The organism is Neisseria sp. 27098_8_139 (genome assembly GCF_041433195.1).
GTDB lineage: Bacteria > Pseudomonadota > Gammaproteobacteria > Burkholderiales > Neisseriaceae > Neisseria > Neisseria subflava.
Genome location: NZ_JAPWBA010000001.1, coordinates 379,465 through 399,716 on the forward strand (window position 1 = coordinate 379,465; position 20,252 = coordinate 399,716).

Below are 20,252 nucleotides of genomic sequence, written 5' to 3' on the forward strand. Positions count from 1 at the left end.
ATTATTTCATAAAGTTTTTCAGCAGCATAGAAGCGATGTCGTCCAAGCCGAAGCCATCCGCATCTTGAGCCGTGCCGTTAGGCGTGGCTTTATCGACCAAGTCAGGCAATACTTTTGCCAACAAATCGCCTGCTTGACCGGCATCCACGCCGAATTTTTGTGCGATTTGGTTTACCGTATCGCTGCCCAAAGCATTTTGCAGGTCGGTGCCGGACACAGGCAGGTTGCTGGATTGGTTGGAAACCCAGCTGCTCAGGGTATCGCCCAAACCGCCTTGTTGCAGTTGGTTGATCAAGTTGCCCACGCCACCCTGCTGTTTCACCAAATCCATCACCATATCGGTCATAGAACCTTGTGCGCCGTTTTCGCTGTTGCCACCCAACACTTGAGTAGCCGCATTCAAAAGATTCTCCATGAGTGCCATGACTTTTTCCTTGTATTTGTGTCTAAAAAAAGAAAACGGAGTGTAGCAAAATTTGTACTGAAAAAATCAGGCTTAACCAAACTAAACTTCTTTTATCCCAAAGCCGTAACACAAAACAAAGGCCGTCTGAAACCCGGTTTCAGACGGCCTTTATAATGAATAATGCTATTCTTCGCGGCCATTGAAATACTCGGCCGCGCCACCTTCAAAAAACCCTTGCAAAATCGCCTGCGCCGCTACTTGGTCAAGTACGGATTTTTGTTTTCGGCCAAATACTTGAGCTTCAGCAAGCAGGCTTTCCGCGTATAGGGAAGACATCCTTTCATCCACCCAATAAACCGGCAAATTAAAACGTCCGTGCAACCGGCGGCCAAACTTGCGGCTCAAACGGGTCAGCTCATGCTCCGTCCCGTCGGTATGCGTCGGCAGGCCGACCACAAAATACTTGGGTTGCCATTCTTTGACCAGCTTGGCAATGGCCTCGAATTTTTCATCATTGCTGTTGCCGGTTACCGTCGCCAGCGGATGGGTCATGCCCAACTCGGCATCCCCCTGCGCTACGCCGATACGCGCCTCGCCGAAGTCAAAGGCCAAAACTGTACCTTTTGGTGCATCAGGCATGGCCGACTCCTGAAATCAAAGCATTCGGATTAACGCCCAATTTTTCAAAAGCAGCGGCATAACGGAGTTCGTAAGGCACATCAAAAAGAATATGCTCGTCCGCGGGAACGGTCAGCCAAACATTTTCTGCCAGCTCGCGCTCCAACTGCCCTTTTCCCCATTTCGAATAACCAATGCTGATCAAAGCCTTGTCTACCGCACCTTCTTTAGACAAGTTTTCAATCACATCGCGCGAAGAAGTCAGCGCCACGTTATCGGTTACCACCATGCTGTTTTGCCAGCGGCCGATCGGCGTATGCACGACATAGCCACGCTCAATCTGAACCGGTCCGCCCATCATCACGTTTTCATGTTGCAGGCGCAACGGGATATTGCGGTCGGCGGCGGCGAAAATCATGTCCATGGTAATCGGCGAAGGCTTGTTGATGATGATGCCCAGCGCACCTTCTTCATCGTGTTCGCACACATAAATAACCGTATCCGTAAAAAACGGATCGTCCATATGAGGTATGGCAATCAGGAAATGGTTGGCTAAATTCATATTCTTTTAATCTATAAGCTGATTTTATTATTTTTGTCCGTCGGCAACCGGCGCGTCCACCACGCACGCACCGTAAACCGCACCGCCTGCCGGTACCGGCGTATCGGTTTTCGCATGGGCAAAACACGATACCGCGCTCAAAGAGTTTTTCGGCGAACCTTGAACGATTTTATCGCTGTACACCAAATAAGCGAAAGACTTACGTTTCGGATCGTAATAGCGGATAATCTGCTGGCTCTTAAATGCTATGCTGGCACTGCGTTTGAACACTTGTCGCGGTTTCAAAACCGCAGCCTCGTTATAACGGATGACTTCCGCACTTTGCACGCAGGAAACCGATGCGTCGCTGGCATCTTCTTCCAGATTGACCGTTTCTTTCAAACCGCCTTTTTTCGCATACGAAATATAACAGGCAACCCCCTGCACATCAGGATCGTCAAAACCTTCCACTTCAATACGGTCGTTTTTACCCAGCATATGAAACACCGTACTGGCGCGTCCGATTTTATCGGTATTGTCACCGCAAGCCGCCAAAACCATGGCGCCCAACACTACTAATAAATATTTTTTCATAATATCCTGTCAATGCAGACTGTCAGTTTCCAGGCAGACTAAACCCCGTCCGCCCACTCTATCGTTACTATATAAGACCGTTCGTCCATATTGCAACCCGATATTATTTTCAGACGGCCTGACAGACAGTATAATCCGTCCTATTGTTCCTACTTTGATAGCAAGATCGAACCATGCGTTACAAACCCCTCATTCTCGCCCTGTTGCTCAGTTTCTCCCTGCCAACCTATGCTGCCAAAGACGCGCCGAAAGAAAAAGCGGCCACCGTCAAAAAGGCTGCGCCCGTGAAAAAAGAGAAAGAAGCCGCCAAGGCAGATGTCAAAAAAGAAACCTCAAAAAAACAAGCGGTAAAAGAAAAAGAGGAAGACAAAAAAGCGGTTAAAGCCAAAGCCTCCAAAGAGAAGGAAACCGCCGACAAAAACGAACGCGCTTCAGCCAAAAACAAAACGGCTAAAACCGCCGAAGCCGCTGCAGACAATAAAAAGACCAACCGCAAAACCGAAGAGCCTAAAGAAACGGCAAAAGACAAAAAAGCCGCAGCCGCAAAATCCGGCAATGCCAAAGAACAAGACAAGAAACCTGTTGAAGATAAAAAAGACAGCAAAGCCAAAGAACCCGTAAAAAAAGCAGACACGAAGGAAACCAAAGCTAAAGAGCCTGCTAAAAAAGCGGCCGAGGATAAAAAAGACGGCAAAAAAACCAAAGAGCCCGTAAAAAAAGCAGCCGAAGACAAAAAGGCCGACGCTAAAGAAGCCAAAGAGCCTGCTAAAAAAGCTGTTGAAGACAAAAAAGACGCTAAAAAAGACACAAAAACCAAAGAGCAAAACAAAAAAGCCGAGCCTAAAGTTGAGCATAAAGCCACTTCTTCAGCCGACAACGAGTTCAAAGCAGCCGTAACTGCCGCCGCCAACGATATGGAAACCAAAAAATCCCTTGCCAAACGCAACGAGGGTTTCATTATCCATGTCAATGCCACGCTCAAACAGCTGCAACAAACACGCAACAACCTCTCCGGCATCAACCGCAAACAACGCGACGCATGGGAAAAATTCCAAAAGCTCAATGCCGATGCCAACCAGTTGAAAGCCGAAGTTTCCAACACGCGCGCCCAAATTTCGCGCTTTGTGTCCGGCAACTATAAAAACAGCCAGCCCAACGCGGTCGCCCTCTTCCTGAAAAACGCCGATGCCGGTCAAAAGACCCGCTTCCTGCGTTACACGCGTTATATCAACAACGCCAACGACCAAGTCATGAGAGACTTGGAAAAACAACAGAAAGAGCTGGCAGCGCAAGAGCAAAAAATCAACAATGAATTGGCTTACCTGAAAAAACTGCAAGCCAATATCCAAGCTTCTTTGCGTCAACAAGGTGTAACCAATACCGCCGAACAAGCTGAAAGCCGCCGTCAAAACGCGCAAATGGCCAAAGAAGCGCAAAAGAAAATCAACCACAGAGAAAACGAGCAACGCCTCAACAATCTCTTGAAAGATTTGGAAAAACGCAAAGCCGAGCAACGCAAAGCCGAGGCTGAAGCGCGTAAAAAAGCCGCCGAAGCCCGCTTGGCCGCTGCCGAAAAAGCCCGCAAAGAGCAGGCTGCCGCCCAACAAAAAGCCGAAGCCGAACGCGCCGCCATGTCCACGCTGACTGACGAAGACATGAAACTGCAAGCCCCGAACACCCAAGGCTTTACCGTCAGCAACGCCAACAGCTTCAGCCGTATGCAAGGCCGTCTGAAAAAACCGGTCAACGGCACACTGGCAGGCCTGTTCGGTCAAGACCGTGGCGATGGTGAAGTTTGGAAAGGCGTGTTCTACAATACCGTTCCTGCTCCGGTCAGCAGCATTGCTTCCGGTACAGTCACTTTTGCCGGCGAACTTGAAGGCTACGGCAAAGTAGTCGTCCTCGACCACGGCGACGGCTATGTCAGCATTTACTCCGGCCTGAACGAAATCGACACCGCCCAAAACTACGCCGTCAATGCCGGCAGCAAGATTGGCACCAGCGGCACTTTGCCGTCGGGCGAAACCGGCCTTTACCTTGAAGTCCGCTACAACGGACAAGTCATGAATCCGCTTTCCTGGATTAACTGATGTTTCAGACAGCCTGAGTGAATTTTCCCCTTCAGGCCGTCTGAATTTTCATCATAAACTACAATAAAACACGATTTTCACGCCTGTTCAGCACATTAAACAACAAACTTTTACCTTAAACTTATTGTTCCAAGCGTTTAAATCACATAAAGTCAACGGGTTCAGAGAAAACAAAAACCACTTTGCTTACCGTACACAAAAAGAAAGTCAAACGAATGTCAACAAAATCCACTTTGAAAAAAGTTGCAATCTACACTCTCGGCGCGTTTAGCGGCATCGCCCTCAGTCTGAGTGTACAAAGTTTTGCCGCCGAAAAAGACAAAAAAGACAACGAGGCCCTGCCCGTGCAAACCATCCGCACCATGGCAGAAGTGTACGGCCAAATCAAAGCCAACTATTACCAAGACAAACCAGACGCCGAGCTCTTTGAAGGTGCAATGAAAGGCATGGTGTCCGACCTCGATCCGCATTCCGAGTATATGGACAAAAAAGGCTATGCCGAAATGAAAGAGTCCACCAGCGGCGAATTCGGCGGCTTGGGCATGGAAATCGGACAAGAAGATGGCTTTGTCAAAGTCGTTGCCCCGATTGAAGACACTCCAGCAGAACGCGCCGGCGTGAAAAGTGGCGACTTCATCGTCAAAATCGACAATACCTCTACACGCGGCCTGACCGTCAGCGAAGCCGTCAAAAAAATGCGCGGCAAACCGGGTACCAAAATCACCCTGACCCTTTCACGCAAAAATGCCGACAAACCCATCGTCGTCAACCTGACCCGCGCCATCATCAAAGTCAAAAGCGTACGCCATCACCTGCTTGAAAAAGACTACGGCTACATCCGCGTCTCCCAATTCCAAGAACGCACCGTTGCCGCACTCAACGAAGCCGCACAAGCCCTTGTCAAAGAAAATAAAGGCCCGCTCAAAGGCATCATCCTCGACTTACGCGATGACCCGGGCGGCCTGCTCAACGGTGCAGTCGGCGTATCCGCAGCCTTCCTGCAGCCTGACGTAACCGTTGTCAGCACCAAAGGCCGCAACAAAAAAGAAGGCATGGTTCTCAAAGCAACTGCCGAAGACTACATCACCACCAGCGGCAAAGACCCGTTGGCCGGATTGCCTGCCGAGCTGAAAACCATTCCGATGACCGTCCTGATTAACGCAGGCTCGGCCTCCGCTTCCGAAATCGTTGCCGGCGCATTGCAAGACCACAAACGTGCCGTCGTCGTCGGCACACAAAGTTTCGGTAAAGGCTCAGTGCAAACCCTGATTCCGCTTTCCGGCGGCAGCGCAGTCAAACTGACCACCGCCCTTTACTACACGCCAAACGACCGCTCGATTCAAGCACAAGGCATTGTTCCTGACGTTGAAGTCAAAGATAAAGACCGCGCCTTTGAAAGCCGCGAAGCCGATTTGGTCGGCCATATCGGCAATCCGTTGGGCGGCCAAGACGTCAACAGCAGCACTGAAACACCTGCCAACACAGAAACCAAAGCCGATAAAGACAAGTCCAAAAAAGATAAAGACGAAGACATCTCCAGCCGCCGCATTCCAAATCCGGCCAAAGACGATCAACTCCGTAAAGCCTTGGACTTGGTGAAAAATCCAGCCGAATGGCAAAAATCTTTGGGCTTAGCAGCGAAAAAACCTGCACCGAAAAAAGATGCGGATAAAGACAGCAAAAAATAAACCTGTTATTTCTCAATAAAAAAGGTCGTCTGAAAACGATATGATTGTTTTCAGACGACCTTTTCACACATCAAATATTCCACAGGGAAAACATCATGGCAAAAGCCCCCAAAACCATCTACCAATGTTCCGAATGCGGCGGTACTTCCCCGAAATGGCAGGGTAAATGCCCGCATTGCGGCGAGTGGAACACGCTTCAGGAAAGCCTTGCCGCGCCCGAGCCGAAAAATGCCCGCTTCCAATCTTGGGCGGCAGACACTTCGACCGTCCAATCCCTCTCCGCCGTTACCGCGACCGAAGTGCCGCGTAATCCGACCGGCATGGGCGAACTCGACCGTGTATTGGGCGGCGGTTTGGTTGACGGCGCGGTCATCCTGCTCGGCGGCGACCCCGGCATCGGCAAATCCACGCTGCTGTTGCAAACCATCGCCAAAATGGCGCAAAGCCGCAAAGTGCTGTACGTTTCCGGCGAGGAATCCGCCCAACAAGTCGCCCTGCGCGCACAACGTTTGGAGCTGCCCACCGAAGGCGTGAACCTGCTTGCCGAAATCCGCATGGAAGCGATTCAGACGGCCTTGAAACAGCATCAGCCCGAAGTCGTGGTTATCGACTCCATCCAAACCATGTATTCCGACCAAATCACTTCCGCCCCCGGCTCCGTATCGCAGGTACGCGAATGCGCCGCCCAACTGACGCGTATGGCGAAACAGATGGGCATCGCCATAATACTGGTCGGACACGTTACCAAAGACGGCGCAATTGCCGGCCCGCGCGTGCTGGAACACATGGTCGATACCGTGCTGTATTTCGAGGGCGACCAACATTCCAACTACCGCATGATACGCGCCATCAAAAACCGCTTCGGCGCAGCAAACGAATTGGGCGTGTTCGCTATGACCGAAAACGGTTTGAGAGGCGTATCCAACCCGTCCGCCATCTTCCTTGCCAGCTACCGCGACGACACGCCCGGTTCGTGCGTTTTGGTCACACAGGAAGGCAGCCGCCCGCTTTTGGTCGAAATTCAGGCACTGGTCGATGACGCACACGGTTTCACCCCCAAACGCCTTACCGTCGGCCTCGAGCAAAACCGCCTCGCCATGCTGCTCGCCGTCCTCAACCGCCATGGAGGCATTGCCTGCTTCGACCAAGATGTATTCCTCAATGCCGTCGGCGGCGTCAAAATCGGCGAACCTGCCGCCGACCTAGCCGTCATCCTCGCCATGCTCTCCAGCTTCCGCAACCGCCCTATGCCTGAAAAAACCGTCGTATTCGGCGAAATCGGCTTAAGCGGCGAGGTCCGTCCTGTTGCACGCGGACAAGAGCGACTCAAAGAAGCGGAAAAACTCGGCTTCAAACGCGCCATCGTTCCCAAAGCCAATATGCCGCGCAATGCCAAAGAGTTTCCAAACCTGAAAATCTACGGCGTCAGCAGTTTGCAGGAAGCGATTGATGTTTGTCGTGACGGGGACTAAACCGTTTCGATAATCCGCCTCAAAAAACAATCAACTAAAAGGCCGTCTGAAAACTTTCAGACGGCCTCTCTTTAAATTTAAATAATTTTGTTATATTATAACGAACGCTTTATTCTATCTTTTCTACACATCGAAAATCGGAGAGAAATCTTGAAAAAAACTGCTTTGCTTATCGCATCCGCCTTCCTGTTCAGCACTGCCGCACACGCCCACCGCGTTTGGGTTGAAACCGCCCACACACATGGCGGCGAATACCTTGAAGCCGAATTGGGCTATGGCGAATTCCCGGAGCTTGAGCCCATCGCCAAAGACCGCCTGCACATTTTCAGCAAACCCATGCAACTGGTGACTGAAAAAGGCAAAGAAAACATGATTCAAAAAGGTACATACAATTACCAATACCGCAGCAAATTGCCGGTCAAAGACGGCAGCTACTTGGTAACCGCCGAATACCAACCGACTTTCTGGTCAAAAAACAGCGCGGGCTGGAAGCAGGCAAGCATCAAAGAAATGCCTGATGCAAGCTATTGCGAGCAAACCCGTATGTTCGGTAAAAACATCGTCAATGTCGGTCATGAAAGCGCAGATACCGCCATCATCACCAAGCAAGTCGGCCAACATTTAGAAATCGTACCTTTGGACAACCCTGCCAACGTCCACGTCGGCGAACGCTTCAAAGTCCGCGTCCTCTTCAATGGCGAGCCGCTGCCTAACGCCACCGTTACCGCTACATTTGACGGCTTCGACACCAGCGACCGCAGCAAAACCCATAAAACCGAAGCCCAAGCCTTCTCTGATACCACCGATGACAAAGGCGAAGTCAGCATCATTCCATTACGCCAAGGTTTCTGGAAGGCCAGCGTAGAACACAAAGCCGATTTCCCTGATCAAAGTGTGTGCCAAAAACAGGCAAACTACACCACAATGACCTTCCAAATCGGCCATTCACATCATTAATTTTTCCATAACAAAAGGCCGTCTGAATATTTCAGACAGCCTTTATTCATCCTATCTAAGGACGATGCGGCGCAAACTGCCATTGTCCCAATTCCAAATTCAAATCAAACAGATTCAGACGGCCTATCGCCACACGAACCAAGCGTAAACACGGCAAGCCTGCTTTCGCCGTCATCCTTCGCACTTGACGGTTTTTCCCTTCCGAAATTTTGATTTCTACCCAAAAATCAGGCACGGACTTGCGCACGCGAATCGGCGGCACGCGCGGCCATAAAACATCCGCTTCGCCTTCTTCCAATACCCTGACCTCGGCCGGACGGGTGACAAAATCGCCCAAATCTACGCCACGGCGCAATAAATCCAATTTAGCTTCATCTGGAGAACCCTCCACCTGCGCCCAATAAGTTTTAATCTGCTTAAATTTCGGGTCGGCAATCTGCGCCTGCAAACGGCCATTATTGGTCAGCAGCAACAAGCCCTCGCTGTCCGTATCCAAACGTCCGGCTGGATAAAATCCCGGTTTCTCGACAAAATCCTTAAGGCACTGATGTTTTTCATGTGCAGAAAACTGGCAAATCACACCATAAGGCTTGTTTAGAATAATCAAATCGTTCATTTCATACTTTCAGACGGCCTTGGTTTTCAAGAAATTCCGGATAATAAAAAAGACACCGTATAAACGGTGTCTTTCATATTTGGCGGAGTAAGAGGGATTCGAACCCTCGATGCAGGTTGACCCCACATGCTTCCTTAGCAGGGAAGTGCCTTCAGCCTCTCAGCCATTACTCCTAAGGCAGACCGCAATATACGCTTTCTCCCTTCCTTCGTCAAGCATTACCGCCTCAAACTTTCTTAACGCCATGAAATCATTTAAATAAAAATATAATATTTTTTTGCATAACCCTATTTTTATACTTCTTTCATATATGTTAAAATGATTCTGCTTTCTGTAAACTTTTTCTACGCCCATTATTACAAAGGAGTTCGTATGTTACGTTTTTCTGCTTTGGTTGCCGTATCCGCCCTGATGCTTGCCGCCTGCTCACAATCCGGCAATTCCCAACCATCTACTTCCTCCTCTCAAACTTCTACTCAAAAAACAACTGCAGCCGGTTCTGCCTGCCGCAGCATGGGTGAAGGCCATAAAGTCAATGGCAAAGGTCAAAACGATATCTATATGTGTAAAGTCGATGTGGCTTTGAACTCTGCCGAAGCCAAATCCGCTTTGGATCCTAGCATCCGCGTTCACTACGGCAGCACATCCGGTGCGACTTTGACTTCCCGTCAAATCTCCAACTCAGTCGGCAAAACTCCTGATGAAACCTGCCAACGCGCATTCCTGAGCGCGGTTAAACGCTTCCAAAGCACTGCACTTCGTAAAAAAGCCAAATCCGTTCATCTGGTTAGCTACTTTGACAAAGTAACCAAAGGCGGTAACGAGTACGAATGCCACATCGCTACATTCAACAGCCGTGTGGTTTTGAAAGGCAGCTTCCACTAAGCAATGTCAAAAATGCCGGACTTCAATATGAAGTTTGGCATTTTTCTATTTTATGGATACAACACCCCTTCACTGCCTGCTGGCCGATCCGTCTTTTGCCGCCTGCTACGACCATGCGTCTCTAAATGCAGCCGATTCCCAACGTTTGACTGCCACACCTCAACTGGCGCAGCGTCAAGACTGGCAAGTCAGTCGCGCATTAAAACAGCAAACCGATTTAGCGACTGTATCGCTGAGCCACAGCCAAGGCTTTGCCGCTTTATTGTGTGCGCCTCATACCTTAACAGCCGGTGTCGATATCGAATTTATCCGCCCGCGCGATTTCAAAGCGTTGTCGGCTTTGGTCTGCACGCAGGAAGAACAAAACTATTTAGAAACGGCAAACTGGCCGTCTGAAACGTTTTACCGATTGTGGTGTTTCAAAGAAGCCTTGATTAAAGCGGCGAATTTGGATTTTCCGTCGGATATGAAATCGGTCGGCTATATTTTCGATTCAGGGCAACCCGTCGGTTTACGCGCTGGAAAGCAAACCGATTGGCACGGCACAAGCGTGATTTTGGCGGATACGATGGCACTTGCCTGCGTTTGGAAGGGAAAAGCCATCGCCCTGCAATGGCAGTTTTTCGGTTCGCTCAAGCCCAATGATTTAACCGACCAGCAAACTATCTAACAACTGACAAAATAATAATAATCTGATTTAATTTACTGCACTTTTACTTATTCCACACCCCAACAGCAGCATTTGCAAAAGGCCGTCTGAACGATGAATCTTCGCCTCCTAAACCGCCTCTATACTGCCCTTATCCTGTTTCTTACCCTGTTTTTGGTTTATGCCTTTGCTTCACAAGCGCGCATCCAAACCGATTTGACCGCGTTGTTGCCAAGCGAGCAGCAACCCGATGCCTTACTGACGGCCGCGGATAAAGCCGCAGAAGCGCAGCTCAATTCACAAGTCATTTTGCTTGCAGGCAGTACCGATGCCGAAACCGCTTTTCAGACGGCCTCACAAATTGCCGACGCATGGCGCAAAAGCGGCATATTTGAACAAGTCGACAGCAGCATGACGCCGAATTTGGACAAAGTACGGGCGGATATGCAGAAGCTGAGCTTGGCGGTTTTGCCGCAAGACGAAATACGCCTGCTGTTTGAGCAGCCGCAAGCCTATTTTCAAGCGCGTGCAGAAGCCGTGGCCAATCCGTTTGCTGCCCCCTCCCCTTTGTCTTTAGAACAAGACTGGCTGGGCTTCGGACGCTTTGTTGCCGACAAAGCCAATCCGCAAAGCCGTTTGCAGTGGGACATGGACAACGGCATGCTGTTTGCCGAAGACAAAGGCAAAACTTGGGTATTCTTGCGCGGACGGCTCGCCGGTGGCGATCAATTTTCCGGTAACGATGCCCTATTACCGCTGATGGCGCAAAGCCGTCAAATTGCTTCGGAAAACGGCGCGGAAACCTTAAGCGCAGGTGGCGCATTGTTCGCCGCCGTATCCAAAGCAGCCGCAGAAAAAGAAAGCCGACTGATGAGTATGGTCGGGCTTGGGCTGACCTTTGCGCTGCTATTGTGGGTCTTCCGCAGCGGCCGAGTATTTTTGCTGTCCTTGCCGCTGGCAGCCGGTATATTGACCGGATTGGCGGTCGCATTATTAACCTTCGGCGAAGTGCATATCCTGACCATCGTCATCGGCACCAGCTTGGTGGGTATGTTGGTGGATTTCCCGTTGCACTGGCTGGCTCCATCCGTATTCGGGCCGTCTGAAAAGACCGTTTGGCAGGCCGAATCGGCAATGAAACATGTCTTGCCGAGTTTTGCCGTCAGCCTGACGATTACTGTCTTGGGCTACGCGCTGCTGTGGTTTACCCCTTTGCCTGTATTACGCCAAACCGCGGTATTTTCAGGCTTTGCCTTATTTGGTGCATTTGGTGCCACCGTTTTATGGCTGCCGCCACTGTTTCGCCGCTACCATGCCAAAACCGTGCCTTTTGCCGCATTAACCGAAAAGCTCTATTCCTTGTCGGGCCGTCTGAAAAACCGCCTGCACAAACGCGGCTGGTTAATCGTGGGCGGAATTTTGCTGGCAGTCGGACTGTGGCGCAGCGACTGGCGTGACGACATCCGTCAATGGGTCAATATGCCGACCGAGATGTTGACCGAAGTACAACAAATCGGTCAGTTGAGCGGCACGGATTTTGGCGGCAAATATTTGGTGGCCGAAGCACAAAGCGAAGATGCCCTGTTGAAGAAAACCGCCGAACTCGGCCGCGCCCTGCAGCCCTTAATCGCGCAAGGCAAACTGTCCGGCATCCAATCGCCCGACCAATTCATCCTGCCGACAACGGAACAGCAAAAACTGCAAAACCGCCTGCGCGAATTGACCAAATTGCCTGATAGCTGGAAACCGCTCACAGAAATCGGTATTCCGCGCAAAACCGTGCGTGATGCCCTGCTGCAAGCTGCCAATACGCAACCATTGTCGCTTTCAGACGGCCTGAATACCGATTTGGCGGAGGCTTGGCGTTCCTTGTATTTGGGCGAAGTGGAACCAGGCCGTTTTGCTGCCGTCGTGCGTTTGAACGGCATGACCGATGAAGCCACCGTACGCGCCGTGGCGCAACACGTCTCCGGCGTACATTGGGCAGACAAACGCGCCCACTTAAACGAGCTTTTCCACCACACGCGCAATCAGGCTGCATGGTTGAAACTGGCTTCCTATGCGTTGGCATGGCTGCTCTTGTGGAAAATGTTCGGTTTCAAACGCGGCAGCAAAATCCTTGCCGTACCGCTGGCCGCCGCCATCTGCACCGTTGCCGTACTCGGTTTGGCCGACATTCCCGTCAGTCTATTTGCCATGTTCGGCCTGCTTTTAGTGTCCGCCATCGGCGTGGACTATGCCGTCTATGCCGCCACCGCACACCACAGCGCCCCGGCAAAATTAGGCGGCATGCTGCTTGCCGCCGCAACGACAGCCATTTCCTTTGCCCTGCTCGCCATCAGCAGCACGCCCGCCGTTGCCGCGTTCGGCATGACGGTTACCATCGGCGTGGCATTCAATATTTGGCTGGCAAGCACATTGTTGAAAAGTTAGACAAAAGATGAAGACGATTGAAATTGAAGCGATATTTTGTTTCAACTTCTATCGCCAAGTTGTAAAAGGCCGTCTGAAAAATTTCAGGCGATAAATTAAACATTATTTATCATTAAAATCAAAGGTATTTTCAAATGTCCGTAGAATTTGACGTTGCCGTTATCGGCGCTGGCCCTTCAGGTTCGGTTGCGTCTGCTTTGCTGAACAAACAAGGCTTTAAAGTTTGCGTATTGGAAAAACAACATTTCCCGCGCTTTGTCATCGGCGAAAGCCTGTTGCCGCATTGCATGGAAATGTTGGAAGAAGCCGGTTTTGCCGACGCAGTGCATGCCGAGCCCAGCTTTCAATTTAAAGACGGCGCTGCGTTTTCATGGGGTAGCCGTTACACAGATTTCAACTTTACTGAAAAATTTTCAGACGGCCCCGGCACCATTTATCAAGTGCGCCGCGGCATCTTCGACAAAATCCTGATTGATGAAGCGGCAAAACAAGGCGTCGATGTCCGCTTCGGACACGGCGTAACCGCGTTTGACAACAGCGGCGATGTGGCACGTTTGAGCGTTGCGACCGATACAGGCGAAAACTATGAACTGACCGCCAAATTTGTTTTGGATGCCAGCGGTTACGGCCGCGTCCTGCCCCGCCTTTTGGACTTGGAAAGCCCGTCCGAGCTGCCTCCGCGCCAAGCCCACTTCACACATATCGACGACAACATCACCAGCCCGAAATTCGACCGCAATAAAATCCTGATCAACACGCATCCTGAACATCGCGATGTCTGGATTTGGCTGATTCCTTTCGGCGACAACCGCTGCTCCATCGGCGTTGTCGGCACGCCCGACAAACTGGCAGGCGAATCAGAAGCCGTGTTGAAAAAATTTGTGTACGAATGCCCGATGCTGGCGGAAATTTTGGATAAAGCCGTTTGGGAAAACGACTTCCCGTTCCGCTCTATCCAAGGCTACTCCGCCAACGTGAAAACCTTATACGGCAAACATTTCGCCCTTTTGGGCAACGCCGCCGAATTCCTCGACCCCGTTTTCTCCTCCGGCGTGACCATTGCCCTGCACTCTGCCAAACTGGCTGCCGATTTACTGGGCAAACAGCTCAAAGGCGAAGCGGCCGATTGGCAAACCGAATTTGCCGACCAACTGATGATCGGCGTGAACGCGTTCCGCACTTATGTAACCGGCTGGTACGATTTCCGCTTCCAAAATGCCATCTACGCGCCCAACCGCAGCCCTGAAATCAGCCGCATGATTTCGTCTATTCTGGCAGGCTACGCTTGGGATACGAACAATCCATTCGTGGAAAAATCCGAGCAACGCTTGTCCACACTTGCCGCATTGGTGGGCGATTTGAAGGTAGAATAAGGACGAATGTCTTTCAGACGGCCTAGACTGAAAACAGAACAGGCCGTCTGAAACTTCATCCACGCCATTAAATATTTTGACCGATAGATAAAACCTTATGCGATTTATCCCTTTGCTTGCTGCACTGCTACTTTCCGCATGCGCAACCTCGCTCCCCCAGCCGCAAACGCTGCCGCCGCTTTCCAAAGAAGGCCAATGGTTCAAACTCGAGCAGACCAATGCGGCGGGGCAAACCGTTCAAACCAATCTCTTGGCAGTCGAACCTCATTCAGACGGCATCCGCTTTGTCCAAACCGATGCACTGGGTGCGCCGGTATCGCGTCAATCAGTCAGCACCAAAGGTTGGAAAAATGACGGTTTTGTGATGCCCAATGCCGCTTCGCGCCGACTATTTGCCGCCCTGTTGCCGCTTTTGGCCGCCGAACACGCCGCCACGCTTTACCCTGAAGCCCGTCAACAAAATGCCACTAATCAAGGCTTCTGCCCTGATGGCAAAGGTGCGGTATTTAGCTATCGCGAGCGTGATTTGTGGTGTGTCGCCCATCATTCCGAACAATTCCTTATCGGCTTCCCCGACCAAACTTTCTGGACGGTCAGCCCGATTGCAGAAGACTAATCCATGAATACTCCTGTTTATCTCAGCCGTCCGGCACTGACCAGCGCATTGGGCAGCGGCTTGCAAATTCATGCCGATGCCTTACTCACGCCGTCTGAAAACACGCCCCTGACTTTTTCAGACCAATGGGTAAAAGGCAAAACGCATGCTTTCGGTGCAATCAAAGAAACCCTGATGCCTCTGCCCGACAACATCCCCGAAGCACATCGCAGCCGCAACAACCAGCTTATCCTGCACACGCTTTCGCAAATAGACGGACTGATTCAGACGGCCATTGCCCGTTACGGCAAAGAAAGGGTTGCTGTCGTTACCGGTACGTCCACCAGTGGCGCAGACGAAAATATCCCTTTGTTCCAACACGTTGTCCAAGGTGGTGAGTGGACGGATGTTCCGTTCAAACAACTGCAACACACCATGGCTTCTCCCTCCGAATTTATCGCCCAAGTTTACGGTTTGGACGGCTTGCGCTATACCGTCTCCACCGCCTGCACTTCCGGCGCACGCGCCCTCATCAGCGCAGCCCGACTGCTTCGTGCCGGATTGTGTGATGCCGTGATTTGCGGCGGCGCAGATACGCTTTCGGCGCTGACGATTAATGGTTTTGCCTCTTTGGAAGTGCTTTCAGACGGCATCGCCAAGCCCTTTTCTGCCAACCGCAACGGCATCAATATCGGCGAAGCGGCCGCATTTTTCGTGATGACGCGCGATGCCGATTTTGACGGCGAAATGCAATTGCTCGGCTATGGTGCAAGCAGCGATGCCTACCATATGTCTTCGCCCCGCCCCGATGGTTTGGGTGCAGCCCAATCCTTTCAGGCCGCTTTGGATAAAGCCAGTTTGAAAGCGGAAAACATCGGCTGGATCAATCTGCACGGCACCGGCACGCAACACAACGACAGCATGGAAAGCCGAGCCGTTGCCGAAGTATTTGGCAGCCACACCCTTTGCACCTCAACCAAGCCGTCCACCGGCCATACCTTGGGAGCAGCCGGTGCGATTGAAGCCGCGTTTGCCTGGTTAATGGCCAACCGCCAATACAATCCCGAAGGCAAACTGCCGCCGCAACAATGGGACAACGTACCCGATTCCGGGCTGCCCAACATCGCTTTGACCAACGAAAACAGCCGCTGGCCGTCTGAAAAACGCATTGCCGCCAGCTCGTCATTTGCCTTCGGCGGCAGCAATGCCGTTTTGATTATCGGATAAGTCCTTAATATTTAGGTCGTCTTTTCAGACGGCCTTTTTCTTTTCCGCAACTTAAAAAACAATAACATCAAAACAACAACCAAATCCGCCGAAATATGCCATAATAGGCTTAGCACGTTTCTTCTCGCAATGTGCCCGAAAAGAAAAACTTAACCTACATAGAGAATAATCCCATGACTAAATCCACCATTATCTATACCTACACCGACGAAGCTCCTGCATTGGCCACTCAATCCCTGCTGCCAATCGTGCAGGCGTTTACCCGCCATGCCGGTATCGAAGTCAAAACCAGCGATATTTCCCTGTCCGGCCGCATTCTGGCGGCGTTCCCCGAACATCTGACCGAAGCTCAGCGCGTACCCAACGCGCTTGCCGAGTTGGGCGAACTGGTGAAACAACCCGACGCCAACGTGATCAAACTGCCGAACATCAGCGCATCCGTACCTCAACTGACTGCCGCGATTAAAGAATTGCAGTCTAAAGGCTTTGCCGTTCCCGACTATCCTGCCGACCCTCAAACCGATGAAGAAAAAGCCGTACGCGAACGCTACGACCGCATCAAAGGCAGCGCGGTAAACCCAGTCCTGCGCGAAGGCAACTCCGACCGTCGCGCCCCTAAAGCAGTAAAAAACTTTGCGAAAAAACATCCGCACAGCATGGGCGCATGGACGAAAGACTCCAAAACCCACGTTGCCACCATGCAAAGCGGCGACTTTTTCCATAACGAACAATCCGTTACCGTACCTGAAGCGACTTCCGTATCCATCGTATTCACCGACAAACAAGGCAACAAAAAAGAGCTGCGCGAGCCTGTTGCCCTGAAAGCCGGCGAAATCATCGACGCGACCGTAATGAGCAAAAAAGCCCTGCTCGCCTTCCTTGCCGAACAAGTGAAAGACGCGAAAGCAAAAGGCGTATTATTCTCGCTGCACATGAAAGCCACCATGATGAAAGTGTCCGACCCGATTATCTTCGGACACGCCGTCAAAGTGTTCTTTGCGCCTGTATTTGAAAAATTCGGCGACAAACTGGCTGCCGCAGGTGTCAACGTCAACAATGGCTTCGGCAACCTGCTGGCCAATCTGGACAAACTGGATGCGGACACCCGCGCCGCCGTCGAAGCCGAAATCGCCGCCGTTTACGCCGCCAACCCTGATTTGGCGATGGTCGATTCCGATAAAGGCATCACCAACCTGCACGTTCCCAGCGATGTCATCGTCGACGCTTCCATGCCTGCGATGATCCGCAACTCCGGCCGTATGTGGGATAAAGATGGCAAAGCGCAAGACACCAAAGCCGTGATTCCCGACAGCAGCTATGCCGGTGTTTACCAAGCAACCATCGACTTCTGCCGCAAACACGGCGCGTTTGACCCGACAACCATGGGCACCGTTCCTAACGTCGGCCTGATGGCGCAAGCAGCCGAAGAATACGGTTCACACAACAAAACTTTTGAAATCGAAGCCGACGGCCAAGTTCAAGTGGTTGATGCAGCAGGCAATGTCCTGATGCAACACGACGTTGAAGCCGGCGACATCTGGCGTATGTGCCAAACCAAAGACGCTCCGGTTAAAGACTGGGTACAACTCGCCGTCAACCGCGCCCGTCTGAGCAATACCCCGGCCGTATTCTGGCTCGACGAAAACCGTCCGCACGACAAGAGCCTACTCGCCAAGGTTAAAGCTTACCTTGCCGAACTGGATACCAACGGCCTTGACATCCGCGTCCTCGCTCCCGAAGAAGCCGCCAAGTTCAGCTTGGGCCGTCTGAAAAACGGCGAAGACACCATCTCCGTAACCGGCAACGTCCTGCGCGACTACCTGACCGACTTGTTCCCAATTTTGGAACTGGGTACCAGCGCGAAAATGCTGTCTATCGTTCCATTGATGAATGGCGGCGGTATGTTTGAAACCGGCGCGGGCGGCTCCGCACCGAAACACGTCCAACAATTCCTCGAAGAAAACCACTTGCGTTGGGACTCACTGGGCGAATTCCTCGCGCTTGCCGTATCGTTTGAACATCTGGCGCAAAAAACCGGCAACGCCAAAGCCCAAGTCCTCGCCGACACGCTGGATGCCGCCACCGAAAAACTGCTGTTGAACGACAAATCGCCTAAACGCAAAGCAGGTGAACTCGACAACCGCGGCAGCCATTTCTACCTCACCCTCTATTGGGCGCAAGAATTGGCAGCGCAAGACAAAGATGCTGAACTGAAAGCCGCATTTGCGCCATTGGCAGCAGCTTTGACTGCCGACGAAGCCAAAATCGTTGAAGAACTCTCTGCCGTACAAGGCAAAGCGGTCGACATCGGCGGCTACTACGCAGCCAATCCTGAAAAAGCCGCACAAGCGATGCGTCCAAGCGCAACCTTTAATCAGGCCTTGTCAGCCTTATAATTAAAGCAATAAAAGGCCGTCTGAACTTTCAGACGGCCTCAGACCTTATGGAAGCACAATGAAAAAAACCATTCTTTCTCTTACTCTCCTCATCAGCGCTCCGGCTTTGTGGGCATTTTCCCCTGCCGAATTGGCACAAACCCTGCAAAAACCGCAAAACGTGCAAGGCAATTTTGTCCAACAACGCCAGCTAAAATCCCTCAGCAAACCCATGACCACCAGCGGCAGCTTTACCCTTGTCCCACAAAAAGGCCTGCTCTGGAAAATGCAAAAACCATTTGAAACCACTCTGCGCGTGCGTTCAGACGGCATCATGCAATGGAACGGCAGCCAATGGGTCAACCCAAACGCCAGCAAGCTCAACGGCCAAAGCCGCCAAATCAAACTCTTCCTCGACCTTTTGGGCGGCAATACCCAAGGCTTGGAAAAACAATTTGATTTGAAATTAAACGGCAACGAGAAAAAATGGACGTTGACCTTAACTCCGAAAACCGCCATTACCCGTCAGATCTTCAACCGTATCGAAATCAACGGCGATACGCTGGTACGAAAAATCGAATTGGACGAAAAGCAAGGCGACAAAACCATCATGCAGTTCAACCAAATCCAAACCGATAAAACCTTGGACAGCTTCAGCCGTACCGTCCTCTAAATTGTCTATTCCAACAAAAGGCCGTCTGAAAATAGATTTCAGACGGCCTTTTATATTAATCGGCTGAAGGCTGCTGCCCTTTTCTTTCCGCCTTTCTGGCTTCGCGAATGGCTTTAAGTTCGGCCTCTTTCTGTCTGGCTTTTTTCAGCCAAGTTTCCCATTGGTTTGGCGTTTCCAGCGTAATTCTGCCGATTTTGCCTTCGCGGAAATCGATCAGGATATTTTCAGCAGCCTTTTGGTAGTTGACCCGTCCGCCGCTCAAAACCGCACCGCGTTTCTTGGCAATCCACTCCAGCCAAGAAGTATCGTCCCAATGGCTGCTTGGATCTTTGTCGGCTTGATAGCGCTCTTGCAACAGGGCCAGATAATGGCGGCGGAGGTAATCCAAAAGCTCAAGCGCCACTTCTTCTTCGTCCAGCGCGTTGCGTCCGACTGCACCGCCGGCCGCAAGGTTGTAGCCGCCTTCTTCAACAATAATTTTCGGCCACAACATACCGGGGGTATCGTAAAGCCAGAAATCGTCGGCAAGGAAAAGGCGCTGTTCGGCTTTGGTAATACCGGGTTCGTTACCGGTTTTGGCAGATTTTTTGCCGATCATGCCGTTAATCAAGGTAGATTTGCCGACGTTGGGGATACCGCAAATCAGGACACGCAGCGGTTTCTCGATACCTTGGCGATGCGGAATCATGGCGCGGCAGGCTTGGGTAATTTTGCCATGCGCGCCGGTTTCGGAAGAATCAAGCGCAATGGCGCGGGTATCTTGGTGGCTGTTGTAGTGTTCGAGCCAAACTTTGGTGCGCTCGGGATCGGCAAGGTCTTGTTTATTTAAAATTTTAAGTTTGGGCTTGCCTTTGGACAACTGGGCAAGCAAAGGGTTTTCGCTGGAAGCAGGCATACGCGCGTCCAGCATCTCAATCACCATATCAACGCTTTTAATGCGTTCGGCAATGGCTTTTTTTGCCTTGTTCATGTGGCCGGGAAACCATTGGATAGCCATGTCTTTTTATTCTTTCTATTCGTATCTGAGGCCGTCTGAAAAATCATTGTTTTTCAGACGGCC

General features: G+C 51.3%; 18 protein-coding genes and 1 tRNA gene. 12 read left to right on the top strand and 7 right to left on the bottom strand.

Features of this window, described 5'->3' with window-relative positions:
* Position 1: 1 nt before the first annotated feature.
* The 4 genes from O3660_RS02045 to O3660_RS02060 all read right to left on the bottom strand — a co-directional run bounded on the left by O3660_RS02045 (position 2) and on the right by O3660_RS02060 (position 2,159).
* Positions 2–424 (bottom strand): YidB family protein, encoded by a 423-nt coding sequence (locus tag O3660_RS02045; protein ID WP_049328630.1) that lies wholly within the window; start codon positions 422–424, stop codon positions 2–4.
* 165 nt (positions 425–589) lie between these two features.
* Entirely contained in the window at positions 590–1,045 is a 456-nt protein-coding gene (gene ruvX, locus O3660_RS02050; protein ID WP_003680463.1) for a Holliday junction resolvase RuvX, read from the bottom strand.
* A complete protein-coding gene (locus tag O3660_RS02055; protein ID WP_049328631.1) occupies positions 1,038–1,586 on the bottom strand; it encodes a YqgE/AlgH family protein in 549 nt (182 codons plus the stop codon). Before O3660_RS02055 ends, ruvX begins: the two co-directional genes overlap by 8 nt.
* A gap of 27 nt (positions 1,587–1,613) precedes the next feature.
* Complete coding sequence (locus tag O3660_RS02060; RefSeq protein ID WP_049328632.1) at positions 1,614–2,159, bottom strand: CreA family protein; 546 nt, start codon at positions 2,157–2,159, stop codon at positions 1,614–1,616.
* A gap of 173 nt (positions 2,160–2,332) precedes the next feature.
* On the opposite strand from O3660_RS02060, the gene O3660_RS02065 reads away from it, so the two are divergent.
* The 4 genes from O3660_RS02065 to O3660_RS02080 all read left to right on the top strand — a co-directional run bounded on the left by O3660_RS02065 (position 2,333) and on the right by O3660_RS02080 (position 8,366).
* Positions 2,333–4,249, top strand: coding sequence for a peptidoglycan DD-metalloendopeptidase family protein (locus O3660_RS02065; RefSeq protein ID WP_049351442.1), 1,917 nt, complete (start codon positions 2,333–2,335; stop codon positions 4,247–4,249).
* Positions 4,250–4,464: 215 nt separating this feature from the next.
* On the top strand, positions 4,465–5,937 hold the full coding sequence (locus O3660_RS02070; RefSeq protein ID WP_049351441.1) for a S41 family peptidase: 1,473 nt from the start codon (positions 4,465–4,467) through the stop codon (positions 5,935–5,937).
* Positions 5,938–6,032: 95 nt separating this feature from the next.
* The gene (radA, locus tag O3660_RS02075; RefSeq protein WP_049351440.1) at positions 6,033–7,409 is read left to right on the top strand and encodes a DNA repair protein RadA; all 1,377 of its coding nucleotides are present in this window, start codon (positions 6,033–6,035) and stop codon (positions 7,407–7,409) included.
* A gap of 150 nt (positions 7,410–7,559) precedes the next feature.
* Positions 7,560–8,366 carry a DUF4198 domain-containing protein gene (locus tag O3660_RS02080; protein ID WP_049336457.1) on the top strand — a complete coding sequence of 269 codons (807 nt, stop codon included), beginning with the start codon at positions 7,560–7,562 and terminating at the stop codon, positions 8,364–8,366.
* Between the two features lie 55 nt (positions 8,367–8,421).
* Here O3660_RS02080 and O3660_RS02085 read toward each other — a convergent pair whose 3' ends face one another.
* Both O3660_RS02085 and O3660_RS02090 read right to left on the bottom strand, forming a co-directional pair.
* A complete protein-coding gene (locus tag O3660_RS02085) occupies positions 8,422–8,982 on the bottom strand; it encodes a pseudouridine synthase (protein ID WP_049351439.1) in 561 nt (186 codons plus the stop codon).
* Between the two features lie 80 nt (positions 8,983–9,062).
* Positions 9,063–9,155 (bottom strand) — tRNA-Ser (locus O3660_RS02090).
* 199 nt (positions 9,156–9,354) lie between these two features.
* Between O3660_RS02090 and O3660_RS02095 the strand changes: the two genes are divergently transcribed.
* The 8 genes from O3660_RS02095 to O3660_RS02130 all read left to right on the top strand — a co-directional run bounded on the left by O3660_RS02095 (position 9,355) and on the right by O3660_RS02130 (position 19,192).
* The gene (locus O3660_RS02095) at positions 9,355–9,867 is read left to right on the top strand and encodes a hypothetical protein (RefSeq protein WP_224783511.1); all 513 of its coding nucleotides are present in this window, start codon (positions 9,355–9,357) and stop codon (positions 9,865–9,867) included.
* 52 nt (positions 9,868–9,919) lie between these two features.
* Positions 9,920–10,537: a 4'-phosphopantetheinyl transferase superfamily protein gene (locus O3660_RS02100; RefSeq protein ID WP_049351438.1), complete on the top strand. Its 618-nt coding sequence runs from the start codon at positions 9,920–9,922 to the stop codon at positions 10,535–10,537.
* Between the two features lie 93 nt (positions 10,538–10,630).
* The gene (locus O3660_RS02105) at positions 10,631–12,949 is read left to right on the top strand and encodes a membrane protein (protein ID WP_049351437.1); all 2,319 of its coding nucleotides are present in this window, start codon (positions 10,631–10,633) and stop codon (positions 12,947–12,949) included.
* A gap of 134 nt (positions 12,950–13,083) precedes the next feature.
* Positions 13,084–14,322: an NAD(P)/FAD-dependent oxidoreductase gene (locus O3660_RS02110; RefSeq protein WP_049351436.1), complete on the top strand. Its 1,239-nt coding sequence runs from the start codon at positions 13,084–13,086 to the stop codon at positions 14,320–14,322.
* Positions 14,323–14,419: 97 nt separating this feature from the next.
* Positions 14,420–14,938 carry a hypothetical protein gene (locus tag O3660_RS02115; protein WP_049351435.1) on the top strand — a complete coding sequence of 173 codons (519 nt, stop codon included), beginning with the start codon at positions 14,420–14,422 and terminating at the stop codon, positions 14,936–14,938.
* A 3-nt stretch (positions 14,939–14,941) separates the two neighbouring features.
* Complete coding sequence (locus O3660_RS02120; RefSeq protein WP_049351434.1) at positions 14,942–16,144, top strand: beta-ketoacyl-ACP synthase; 1,203 nt, start codon at positions 14,942–14,944, stop codon at positions 16,142–16,144.
* 173 nt (positions 16,145–16,317) lie between these two features.
* The gene (locus tag O3660_RS02125; protein WP_049351433.1) at positions 16,318–18,540 is read left to right on the top strand and encodes an NADP-dependent isocitrate dehydrogenase; all 2,223 of its coding nucleotides are present in this window, start codon (positions 16,318–16,320) and stop codon (positions 18,538–18,540) included.
* 58 nt (positions 18,541–18,598) lie between these two features.
* A complete protein-coding gene (locus O3660_RS02130) occupies positions 18,599–19,192 on the top strand; it encodes an outer membrane lipoprotein carrier protein LolA (RefSeq protein ID WP_049351432.1) in 594 nt (197 codons plus the stop codon).
* Positions 19,193–19,247: 55 nt separating this feature from the next.
* Here the strand turns inward: O3660_RS02130 and ylqF are convergent, their stop codons facing one another.
* Positions 19,248–20,189 (bottom strand): ribosome biogenesis GTPase YlqF, encoded by a 942-nt coding sequence (gene ylqF, locus O3660_RS02135; RefSeq protein ID WP_049351431.1) that lies wholly within the window; start codon positions 20,187–20,189, stop codon positions 19,248–19,250.
* Positions 20,190–20,252: the final 63 nt, after the last annotated feature.